Below are 11,344 nucleotides of genomic sequence, written 5' to 3'. Positions count from 1 at the left end.
GCATGCCAACCAACGACAGCGCGTTGAACCGTCGGTCCCTCCTGGCCGGCGCCGCCGGCCTGGGAGCCGCGGCGGCACTGCCCACGACCGCGGCCCAGGCGGCCCCCGCGGCATCGGTGAACGAGGCCTCGGGGCGGAGGTATCCGCCGAACTGGCCCGACCCCGAGCCCTACGGTGTCGCGGACACCCGACTCGACCTGTGGCCCCGGGAGGACAACTCCTTCGTCCTCCCGCTGGAGCTGCGCCCCCGCGACAAGGAGCGCGGAGTCGTCTGGATGCGGGACACCTACGTCAACTGCTTCGTCGTCGACGGCCGCCCCGTCTACGTCGCCACGGGCACCACGCGTGTGCCCGGCCTCGACGCGGCGGGACCGTGGAACGACGGCCTCTTCGTATGGGTGTCCCCCTCCCTCGACGGGCCGTGGAGACTGGCCGACACGACCCGCATCCGGCCGGACGCCGAGAAGGGCAAGGTGTGGTCGCCCGAGTTCGCCGGCGAGAACCGGCCCGGACGCACGGTCGTCGCGCCCTGGCAGGAGTACTGGCACGACGACCGGTTCGGCAAGCGCGGCAACGTATGGGCTCCGGAGGTGCACTACTTCAGGGGCCGGTGGTACATCGTCGCGTGCATGGGCGACCACTCCCGCAAGGTCGGCTCGTTCATGCTCGTGAGCGAGGGCGGTGTCGAGGGGCCGTACCGGCTGATCGAGGGGAACCTGGAGAAGCCGTTCGGCGACTCGTTCATCGGAGGGCCGGCCTTCATCGAGCCCGGCGCCTACCACCACATCGACGGCAGCCTGTACAGCGAGGGCGACGACGCCTGGCTCGTGCTGCACAACAACCTGTACGCGAGGTTCCGCGACGACATGGAGGACATCGTCCCCACGAGCGGCCTCCCGGAGTTCCGGCAGACGCCCTACGATCCCGAGCCGTATCTCGAGGGCGCGTACGTGTTCAAGCACCGAGGCAGCTACTACCTGCTGCACGCCGCCTGGGACCGGACGTCGGTCGATGTCTACGGAAGCACCCGCAACGCCTATGACACGCCCGGAACGGGCCGTGTGCAGTACCAGTACGACGCGATCGTCGCCGTCTCCGACCGGTTCGAGGGGCCGTATTCCGAGCGGTGGACCCTCGGCGTCGGCGCCGGGCACAACAACATCTTCAAGGATCACAGCGGCAACCTCTGGGCGACGTTCTTCCGCAACCCGGCCGCCGGCTACTGGAAGGACCCGGAGCGCACAGCCGATGCCGCCGTGCCCGGCGTCGTACGCCTGGAGTGGACCGGGCCGGAGCACGACCGCCTCTACGTCAGGCGTCGTGACGGGATCGCCTGCCTTTGACCGAAACCTTGCGGTCAAATTCGCGTCATCTCTAAAATAATTGCGCCGGTTCTCGCGTTCAGCGAAAGATCTTCCGTGAACGGCTATCGAGGGTAGGTGCCCCATGACGGTTGCCGCTGCGTCGACGGTCCGCCCGGACGAGGTGCACGAGAGACTCGCCCGCCATGTGCTGACCGATGGTTTCAAGCTCGTGCTCGACCCACTCGCCAGCCGGGGCTCGTGGATCGTCGACGCGCGCACCGGTGAGAAGTTCCTCGACCTCTACTCCTTCTTCGCGTCCGCTCCGCTGGGGCTCAACGCGCCGGGCATCGTGGACGACCCGGAGTTCATGTCCCTGCTCGCGCGGGCGGCCGCCAACAAGCCCGCCAACCCCGACATCTACACCACGCACTACGCCGAGTTCGTCGAGACGTTCGCCCGGGTGCTGGGCGATCCTGACCTGCCGCGGCTGTTCTTCGTCGAGGGCGGGGCGCTAGCCGTCGAGAACGCGCTCAAGACGGCGTTCGACTGGAAGAGCCGCCGCAACGAGGCCGCGGGCCGCTCACCCGATCTCGGCACCAAGGTGCTCCACCTGCGCAAGGCGTTCCACGGCCGCAGCGGCTACACCCTCTCGCTGACCAACACCGAACCGGGCAAGACGGCCCGCTTCCCGACGTTCGACTGGCCGCGCATCGACGTACCCGCCATACGGTTCCCCCTCGAACGCCACCTCGCCGAGGTGGAGGAGGCCGAGCGGCGGGCCCTCGGGCAGGCGCGGCGGGCCTTCGAGGACCACCCGCACGACGTGGCCTGCTTCCTCGCCGAGCCGATCCAGGGCGAGGGCGGCGACAACCACATGCGCCCGGAGTTCCTGCGCGCCATGCAGGCGCTCTGCCACGAGTACGACGCGCTGTTCGTGCTCGACGAGGTGCAGACCGGAGTGGGGATCACCGGCACCACCTGGGCCTACCAGCAGCTCGGCCTCGAGCCGGACGTCGTCGCCTTCGCCAAGAAGGTCCAGCTCGGAGGCATCATGGCCGGCCGCCGGGTCGACCAGGTACCCGAGAACGTCCTCCGGGTCTCCGGGCGCATCAACTCCACCTGGGGCGGCGGCCTGGTCGACATGGTGCGCTCACGCCGCATCATGGAGATCATCGAACGGGACGATCTGGTGGACCGTGCCGCCGCCGTGGGAGCGTGGTTCCTCGGCGAACTGCGTGATCTCGAAGTGCGGTACGCGCCCATGACGTCCAACGCGCGCGGGCGCGGACTGATGAGCGCCATCGATCTGGCGGACAGCGGCGCACGGGACGAGGTGGTACGGCGGCTGCGAACCGAGGAACAGGTGATCGCGTTGCCGTGCGGTGAGCGTTCGGTGCGCTTCCGCCCCGCCCTGACCGTCACGGAGGACGAACTCGGGTTCGCGCTGCGGGCCCTCGACCGGGTCCTCGCCGGTCGGCACTGACCCCGTAAGAACAGCGGACAAGGAGCAAAAACCATGGCCCGTTCCGTCGCCTCGATCGTTGCCGGCCGGTCGGTCGCCGGCGCTCCCGGCGGGACTCTCCAGCGCCCCAATCCCGGTCGGACGGCTGAACTGGTCACCCAGGTCTCCCTCGGGGACGCCTCTACGTTCGTCCGGGCCGCCGAGGCCGCGAAGGCCGCCCAACGGTCCTGGGCGGACGTCCCGGCTCCTGTGCGCGGATCCGCGATCGGGAAGATCGGCCGGCTCGTCGAGGCGAACAAGGACCGGCTCGCCGCCATCGTGACCGAGGAGATCGGCAAGCCGCTCGCCGAGGCGCTCGGCGAGGTCCAGGAGATCATCGACACCTGCGACTTCTTCCTGGGGGAGGGCCGCCGGATGTACGGGCAGACGGTGCCCTCGGAGATGCCCGACAAGCAGCTGTTCACCTTCCGCAACCCCGTCGGCGCGGTCGCGGTGATCACCGCGGGCAACTTCCCGGTGGCCGTACCGTCCTGGTACCTGGTGCCGGCGCTCGTCACCGGCAACACCGTCGTGTGGAAGCCCGCCGAGTACGCCGCCGCCAGTGCCAAGGCGCTCTTCGAGCTGTTCGTGCACGGCGGCGGCCTGCCCGACGGCGTGCTCAACCTCGTACTCGCCGACGGGGAGCAGACGTACGCCGGTCTGGAGGCCTCCCTCGACGCCGGTCTGGTCGACAAGGTCGGCTTCACCGGGTCCACGCTCGTCGGCCGGAAGATCGGCGCCCTGTGCGGAAGCCACCTGCAGAGCCCGTGCCTGGAACTGGGCGGCAAGAACCCCCAGGTGGTCACCCCGAGCGCCGACCTCGACCTGGCGGTCGAGGGTGCGCTGTTCTCCGGATTCGGCACCGCGGGGCAACGCTGCACCTCGCTCGGGACGCTCGTCGTGCACGAGTCGGTCCACGAGGACTTCCTCGCCCGCTTCGACGCCGCGAGCCGCGCGGCCCGGATCGGCGACGCCTTCGAGGACGTCCTCTACGGCCCGATGCTCGACGAGCGCTTCGCACAGCGCTACGAGACCTTCCTCGGGTGGATCAAGGACCACCACCGGACGTACGGCTCCGACGGCATCGGGCGGATCACGGCCGGCAACCCGCGCAAGGGCTTCGTCGGGGACCCCGAAGCGGGCATGTTCTACCACCCGGTGATCGTCGACGGAGTGCGCCGCGACGACGACCTCTTCCTCACCGAGACCTTCGGCCCCCTCGTCTCGGTGACCACCTACCGTGACTTCGACGAGGCAATCGACCTGGCCAACGCCCACGGCTACGGGCTGTCCGCCGCGATCTACACCACCGATCCGCACGAGGTGTGGAGGTACCGGCGCGGCATTTCCGCGGGCATGGTCAGCGTCAACAACACCACCTCCGGCGCCGAGGCGCACCTGCCGTTCGGCGGCAACGGCAAGTCGGGCAACGGCTCCCGCCAGTCGGGGCAGTGGGTGCTCGACCAGTTCACCCGCTGGCAGTCGATGAACTGGGACCACTCCGGCCGGCTGCAGAAGGCGCAGATGGACGTCGCGACGCTCGAACCCGACCTGGCCTTCCGCCTGTGAGCGGCGTCGAGGACCTGGACCGGCACTTCCGCGAGACGGTGGCCGGTCTGCGGCCCGCCGCCCACGCCGCCGGCCCACTGGACCCCCGTACCGCACTGGACCTGTTCGACGCCCAACTGGAGAGCCGCCACACCGACTTCGCCGCGCGCTGGATGCAGCGGCAGGGCCGCGGCTACTACACCATCGGCTCCAGCGGGCACGAGGGAAATGCCGCACTCGCCCTCGCGCTGCGCCCCACCGACCCCGCGCTGCTGCACTACCGCTCCGGCGCTTTCTACTGCGCCCGCGCACGGCAGGCCGGCGGCGTCGACGCGGTCCGGGACATCCTGCTGGGGGTGGCCGCCGGCGCCGACGAGCCGATCGCCGGCGGGCGGCACAAAGTGTTCGGGCGCCGCGAACTGGCCGTCATTCCGCAGACGTCGACCATCGCCTCCCACCTGCCGCGCGCGGTCGGCGTGGCATGGAGCATCGCCCGCGCCCAGCGGCTCGGGGCCGAGTGTCCCTGGCCCGGCGACGCCGTCGTCTGCTGTTCCTTCGGTGACGCCTCGGTCAACCACTCCACGGCGGCGGGCGCCATCAACAGCGCCTGCCACGCCGCCTACCAGGGCCTGCCGATGCCGGTGCTGTTCGTCTGCGAGGACAACGGCCTGGGGATCAGCGTGCCGACACCGCAGGACTGGGTGCGCCGTGCCTACGGCAACCGGCCCGCTCTCGCCTACTTCGCCGCGGACGGATGCGATCCGCGGTCCGCCTTCGACACCGCCCGCGAGGCGGTCGCCCATGTACGGACGCACCGGCAACCGGCGTTCCTGCACCTGTCGACGGTGCGCTTCCTCGGCCACGCCGGTTCGGACGCCGAAGCCGCCTACCGGACGCCGTCCCAGGTCACCGCCGATCTGGAACGCGACCCACTGCTGGCCACGGCCCGGCTGCTCACGACGACCGGCGTCCTCACCCCGCACCGGATTCTCGACCGGTACGACGAGGTGGGCGCACGGGTGTCCGCCGTCGCCAAGGAGGCCCTCGACAGCGAACCCCTGACCACCGCCACCCAGATCGCCGCCCCCGTCGCACCCCGCCGTCCCGACCTGGTGGCGGTGGCCGCTCGCCGTACGAGCGAACCGTCCACGACGCCCGTGGGCGAGCCCGTCACCGTCGCCCAGGCCCTCACCCACACCCTCGCCGACCTGCTGGGCAGTCACCCGCAGATGGTCGTCTTCGGCGAGGACGTCGGCCGCAAGGGCGGGGTCTACGGACTGACCCGGGGACTGCGGCGGCGGTTCGGTGCCGCCCGCGTCTTCGACACGCTGCTCGACGAGCAGGCCATCCTCGGTCTGGCGCTGGGGGCGGGGCTGTCCGGGCTGCTGCCGGTGGCGGAGATCCAGTACCTCGCGTATCTGCACAACGCCGAGGACCAGCTGCGCGGCGAGGCCGCCACGCTCCAGTTCTTCTCCCAGGGCCAGTACCGCAACCCCCTGGTGGTCCGCATCGCCGGTTACGGCTACCAGCACGGGTTCGGCGGTCACTTCCACAACGACAACGCGGTGGGCGTCCTGCGTGACATCCCCGGCCTGGTCATCGCCTCCCCGTCCCGCCCCGACGACGCCGCCGCGATGCTGCGCACCTGTGTCGCGGCCGCCGAGACCGACGGCACGGTCAGCGCCTTCCTCGAACCGATCGCGCTCTACCACACCCGGGACCTCCACACGGAGGGCGACGACGCCTGGCTCGCCGCGTACCCGTCCCCCGCACACCACGTACCGATCGGCCGGGCCCACACCTACGGCACAGGCACGGACCTCACCCTCGTGACCTTCGGCAACGGCCTGCCCCTCTCCCTGCGAGCCGTCCGCCGGCTGGAGCGACAGGGCGTCGCGTGCCGGGTCGTCGACCTGCGCTGGCTGGCACCGCTGCCGGTCGACGACCTGCTGCGGGAGGCCGAGGCGACGGGCCGCGTCCTCGTGGTCGACGAGACCCGTCGTACGGGAGGCGTGTCGGAGGGAGTCGTCACCGCCCTGGTCGACGCCGGATTCACCGGGGCGATCCGACGGGTCACCAGTGCGGACAGCTTCGTCCCGCTGGGCAAGGCGGCGCAGCTGGTGCTGGTGTCCGAGGCCGACGTGGAACAGGCCGCGGGCGAGGTGCTCTCAGAGAGGCCCCATCCTCGCCGGTGACGGCTGCTTCAGCCCGACGGCAGCTCCGCCCAGCGGACGGCTCCGTCCGCGTCGATGTCGACGCCGCAGCGCGACGCCAGAGCGTTGACGATGTCGAGGCCGCGGCCGTGTTCGTCCGGGTCGATCGCAGGGGTCGGGTGGCCCGCCGGTGTCGCGGGGCCGAGGTCGGTCACCTCGACGCGTACCGTGCCGCAGCCCTCCGTCAGGCTCCGCGAGAGGCGCAGTGTGGCCGGGGGCAGGGCGTGGACGATGGCGTTGGTGAGGAGCTCCGAGACGACCAGCAGTACGTCGGCCGCGCACTCGGCCGTGAGGTTCCAGTCGGACAGCACCGCACGGACATGTCGCCGTATGCTGGCGACGGCCCCCGGGACGTGCGGCAGCGAGAAGACGTGTTCGACCTCCCTACGGGGCGCGGCGGTGAGCTGCGCTGTTGTCATCTGTCCTCCTCGGGGGCGGTCCCGCCCGGCCGCGGCTCCGGCTCAGGCGTCCTGGAACGCTAAACAAGGAAAATCCACCGGTCAACGAACATCGGTCGGCATTACCGAACGACAGTCCCATACCGGAAAAACTCGGACTACCATCGGCTCATGGCCGGCCCAGTCCAGTCCATCGAGCGTGCGGCGGCGATCCTGCGGCTGCTCGCCGGTGGTTCCCGCCGACTGGGGCTCGGGGAAGTGGCCTCGTCGCTGGGGCTCGCCAAGGGCACCGCCCATGGAATCCTGCGCACGCTGCAACACGTGGACTTCGTCGAGCAGGACCCGGCGACCGGGAAGTACCAGCTCGGGGCGGCCCTGCTGCACCTCGGCACCAGCTATCTCGACGTCAACGAACTGCGCTCGCGATCCATCAACTGGGCCGACGCCCTGGCCGCCCGCAGCGGGGAGGCCGTCCGGCTGGGCACGCCCCTGGAGGGCAGGGTGCTCGTGATCCACCATGTCTTCCGGCCGGACGACACCCTCCAGACCCTGGACGTCGGCGCGCTGCTGCCCCTGCACGCCTCCTCGCTCGGCAAGGTCCTGCTGGCCTTCGGAGCGACGCCGGTGGAGCCGCTGCTTGAGGACGAACCGGAGGCGTACACCCGGCACACCCTCATCCACCCCTCGGAGCTGAACCGGGCGCTCGGCGAGATACGGGACCTGGGCTGGGGCGCCGAGGTACAGGAGATGAGCATGGGCGAAGCCGGGATCGCCGCGCCGATCCGGGGCCAGGGCGGTCTCGTGGTGGGCGCGATCGGCGTGTCCGGCGCCGTGGAGCGGATCTGCGACAGCAAAGGCCGGCCGCTGCCGGCCCTGATCACCGTGTTGCGGGAGGCGGCACGCGCGATCTCCAGAGACCTGGGAGCGGCTCGCTGGTAGGCCCCCAGCACCTCCGCGACACATCGGAAGGCAGGGCCGATCATGGTTGAACGGTATGTGATGTCCATCGATCAGGGCACCACGTCCACCCGCTGCATCCTGTTCGACCACGGAGGGCGGCTGGTGTCGGTCGCCCAGCGGGAGCACGAGCAGTTCTTCCCCAGGCCGGGCTGGGTCGAGCACGACGCCGTCGAGATCTGGCGCAACCTCCAGCGCGTCGTCCCCGAGGCGCTGTCGAACGCCGGGATCGACGCCGGCCAGATCTCGGCGATAGGGATCGCCAACCAGCGCGAGACGACCGTGCTCTGGGACCCCCGGACCGGGATCCCGCTGGTCCGGGCGATCGTCTGGCAGGACACCCGCACCGCGGCGCTCGTCGACGACCTCAGGAGCGACCCGGGCGACGACTTCTTCCTCGACCGCTGCCGCCTGCCCCCGTCGACGTATTTCTCCGCACCCCGGATCCGCTGGCTGTTCGACAACGTCGAAGGGCTGGAGCGGCGCGCCCGCGACGGCGAGGTGCTGTTCGGCACCATCGAGAGCTGGCTGATCTGGAATCTCACCGGCGGACCCGACGGGGGCCTGCACATCACCGACGCCACCAACGCCAGCCGCACCATGCTCATGGACATCCGCACGCTGACCTGGGACACGGAGCTCATGGAATTCTTCGGCGTGCCACGCGCGATGCTGCCGGAGATCCGGTCCTCGGCGGAGAGCTACGGCGAGGCGAGCGCCCTGCTCCCGGGCGTTCGGATCACGGCGGCCCTCGGCGATCAGCAGGCGGCCCTGTTCGGGCAGACCTGCTTCTCACCGGGAGAGGCCAAGTGCACCTACGGCACCGGCAGCTTCCTGGTGATGAATACCGGCACCGACCTCGTCCGCTCCGAGCACGGGCTGCTGACGACGGTCGCGTACAAGATCGGGGACCAGCCCACCATCTACGCGCTGGAGGGCCCGATCGCCGTCACCGGCTCGCTGGTGCAGTGGTTCCGCGACCGGCTGGGCCTGATCCACAGCGCCCCCGAGATCGAGACTCTGGCCCGCACCGTCGAGGACAACGGCGGCTGCTACATCGTCCCCGCGTTCTCCGGTCTGTTCGCACCACACTGGCGCAGCGACGCCCGCGGCGTGATCGTCGGGCTGACGTCCTACATCACCAAGGGCCACCTGGCCCGCGCCGTCCTGGAGGCCACCGGCTGGCAGACCCGGGAAGTCGTCGACGCCATGAACGCCGACTCCGCGCTCGCGCTGAAGCAGCTCAAGGTGGACGGCGGCATGACGTCCGACCATCTGCTGATGCAGATCCTGGCCGATGTGCTCGACGTCCCCGTCGTCAGGCCCCTCGTCGCCGAGACGGTGTCCCTGGGCGCCGCCTACGCGGCCGGTCTGGCGGCCGGCTACTGGCCGGACCTCCAGGTCCTGCGCCGCAACTGGCACCGGGCCGCGCAGTGGCTGCCGGACATGGAGCCCGAGCGGCGGGACTGGGAGTACGAGTGCTGGAAGCGGGCCGTCGAGCGGTCCCTGGGGTGGATTCAGCCACCGAAACGCCCGTGACCCGCCGGCCCGGGTCCACAACCGCGCGTTCCCCGGAGAACGGCCCAGCGGGTCTGCCACCGTCCGCAGACCCGCTGGGTGCCCGGCCCCGAGGCCGGTGGTGCTCCCGCCTCAGCGGGTGACCAGCAGACCCCGGCTGCGCAGCACCCGCCGTTCCAGCGGGCTGAAGATCAGCAGGTCGATGGCGATACCGACGAGCAGGATGAGGAAGATGGCCAGGAAGACCTGGGACATGCTGCTGTTGTTGCGGCCGTTCTCCAGCAGCTGGCCGAGGCCGACGCCGAGATCGGGGGAGGACGCGATGATCTCCGCCGCCATCAGCGACCGCCACGAGAACGCCCAGCCCTGCTTCAGGCCCGCCAGATAACCGGGAAGCGCCGCCGGCATCACCACGTGCCGGGCCTCGCGCAGACCGGTCGCGCCCAGGGTGCGCCCGGCCCGCAGGAACAGCGGCGGGATCTGGTCGATGCCCGCGACCAGGCCGTTGGCGATGGAGGGGACCGCGCCGAGCAGGATCACGGCGTACATCATCGAGTTGTTCAGACCCAGCCACAGCACGGCAGGCGGCACCCACGCCACCGACGGCAGCGACTGGAGGCCGGACAGGATCGGCCCGATCGCCGCGCGTACGAACTTCACCCGCGCCACCAGCAGACCCAGCGGTGTGCCGATGGCCAGCGCCAGCAGGAAGCCCAGCAGGCCGCGTGAGACGGACGTCCAGATGTAGTCGAGCAGCGTGCCCTGGAGCCAGGCCTCACGTACCTCGCCCCACACTTCGGACGGCGAGGGGAGCTTGTACGCGGGGACGACCTCCGCCCACACCAGCAACTGCCAGACCACCAGCACCAGCGCGACCGCCGTGACGGGCGGCAGCACCTTGCGGGTCAGGGTCTCGCGCAGCGACGTACGGCGGACCTGCACCGAGTCCAGGGCATCGAGCCCCGCCTCCAGTCCGGCCAGGTCCTCGGCGCCGTTCTTCCCGGCGTCCTTCCTGGCGCCGACCTTGTCGTCGCCCGTGATCGTGATGTCGTCGTGGGCCTCGCCCTTGACGTCGACGCCGTTGTCAGTGCCGGCCATGGCGGCGGATCTCCCCACGCAGTTCTTCGGTGATCTCGGCGGACAGTTCGGCCACCGCCGCGTCCTCGATGCGACGCGGCTGCGGGATGCCGACCGTCCATTCCCGGGCGATGCGGCCCGGGCGCGAGGACAGCAGGACGACGCGCTGCGCCAGCCGGACCGCCTCGCGCACGTTGTGCGTCACGAACAGCACCGACACGCCCGTCTCCCGCCAGATACGGGTGAGTTCGTCGTGCAGTACGTCCCGGGTGATCGCGTCGAGCGCCGCGAACGGCTCGTCCATCAGCAACAGCCGGCTGTCCTGGGCCAGCGCCCGCGCCAGCGCCACCCGCTGACGCATACCGCCCGACAGCTCGTGCACCCGCTTGCCGTGCGAACCCTTCAGCCGGACCAGTTCGAGCAGCTCCTCGGCGCGCTCGCGCCGTTCGGCCTTGGCCACCCCGCTGAGTTTCAGGGCGAGTTCGATGTTCTTGCCCGCGGTCAGCCACGGGAACAGGGCGTGCTCCTGGAACATCAGGGCGGGCCGGCCGTCCGTGCCGATCGAGCCGGCGGACGGCAGGTCCAGGCCCGCGACCAGGTTGAGCAGAGTGGACTTGCCGCAGCCCGAGGCCCCCAGGAGGGTGACGAACTCACCCGGTGCGACATCGAGGGTGATGTCGTCGAGGACGAGCTGCTGCCCGGCGGGGCCGGCGAAGGACTTCGAGACGTGCTCGATCCGGGCGGCGTACGGCACCGCTGTGGCGTCCTCGGTGACCTTGGCGGTCGTGGCCGTGGCGGCCATGGTCGTCACCTCCTGGGAACTCTCGG

Annotated in this window: 9 protein-coding genes; 6 read left to right on the top strand and 3 right to left on the bottom strand. The window is 70.7% G+C overall.

Annotation, left to right across the window (positions count from 1 at the left end):
• Positions 1-2 precede the first annotated feature (2 nt).
• The 4 genes from ACFPQ9_RS02395 to ACFPQ9_RS02380 all read left to right on the top strand — a co-directional run bounded on the left by ACFPQ9_RS02395 (position 3) and on the right by ACFPQ9_RS02380 (position 6,548).
• Complete coding sequence (locus tag ACFPQ9_RS02395) at positions 3-1,343, top strand: family 43 glycosylhydrolase (protein ID WP_380845683.1); 1,341 nt, start codon at positions 3-5, stop codon at positions 1,341-1,343.
• Between the two features lie 103 nt (positions 1,344-1,446).
• Entirely contained in the window at positions 1,447-2,787 is a 1,341-nt protein-coding gene (gene lat, locus ACFPQ9_RS02390; RefSeq protein WP_380845680.1) for an L-lysine 6-transaminase, read from the top strand.
• A 33-nt stretch (positions 2,788-2,820) separates the two neighbouring features.
• Complete coding sequence (locus tag ACFPQ9_RS02385) at positions 2,821-4,374, top strand: aldehyde dehydrogenase family protein (RefSeq protein ID WP_380845677.1); 1,554 nt, start codon at positions 2,821-2,823, stop codon at positions 4,372-4,374.
• Positions 4,371-6,548 (top strand): thiamine pyrophosphate-dependent enzyme, encoded by a 2,178-nt coding sequence (locus ACFPQ9_RS02380; RefSeq protein ID WP_380845674.1) that lies wholly within the window; start codon positions 4,371-4,373, stop codon positions 6,546-6,548. Before ACFPQ9_RS02385 ends, ACFPQ9_RS02380 begins: the two co-directional genes overlap by 4 nt.
• Positions 6,549-6,556: 8 nt before the next feature.
• Here the strand turns inward: ACFPQ9_RS02380 and ACFPQ9_RS02375 are convergent, their stop codons facing one another.
• The gene (locus ACFPQ9_RS02375) at positions 6,557-6,985 is read right to left on the bottom strand and encodes an ATP-binding protein (RefSeq protein WP_380845671.1); all 429 of its coding nucleotides are present in this window, start codon (positions 6,983-6,985) and stop codon (positions 6,557-6,559) included.
• A 150-nt stretch (positions 6,986-7,135) separates the two neighbouring features.
• On the opposite strand from ACFPQ9_RS02375, the gene ACFPQ9_RS02370 reads away from it, so the two are divergent.
• Together ACFPQ9_RS02370 and glpK are read left to right on the top strand one after the other, a co-directional pair.
• Positions 7,136-7,903 (top strand): IclR family transcriptional regulator, encoded by a 768-nt coding sequence (locus tag ACFPQ9_RS02370; protein WP_380845668.1) that lies wholly within the window; start codon positions 7,136-7,138, stop codon positions 7,901-7,903.
• Positions 7,904-7,945: 42 nt separating this feature from the next.
• On the top strand, positions 7,946-9,460 hold the full coding sequence (gene glpK / locus ACFPQ9_RS02365; RefSeq protein WP_380845665.1) for a glycerol kinase GlpK: 1,515 nt from the start codon (positions 7,946-7,948) through the stop codon (positions 9,458-9,460).
• Positions 9,461-9,571: 111 nt separating this feature from the next.
• Here the strand turns inward: glpK and ACFPQ9_RS02360 are convergent, their stop codons facing one another.
• Entirely contained in the window at positions 9,572-10,537 is a 966-nt protein-coding gene (locus ACFPQ9_RS02360; RefSeq protein WP_380845662.1) for an ABC transporter permease, read from the bottom strand.
• Positions 10,524-11,318, bottom strand: coding sequence for an ABC transporter ATP-binding protein (locus tag ACFPQ9_RS02355; protein ID WP_380845659.1), 795 nt, complete (start codon positions 11,316-11,318; stop codon positions 10,524-10,526). The genes ACFPQ9_RS02360 and ACFPQ9_RS02355 overlap by 14 nt, the downstream gene beginning before the upstream one ends.
• Between the last annotated feature and the right edge of the window lie 26 nt (positions 11,319-11,344).

Source organism: Streptomyces coerulescens, assembly GCF_042657965.1.
GTDB lineage: Bacteria > Actinomycetota > Actinomycetes > Streptomycetales > Streptomycetaceae > Streptomyces > Streptomyces coerulescens.
This window is presented reverse-complemented; position numbering and strand designations above follow the sequence as displayed.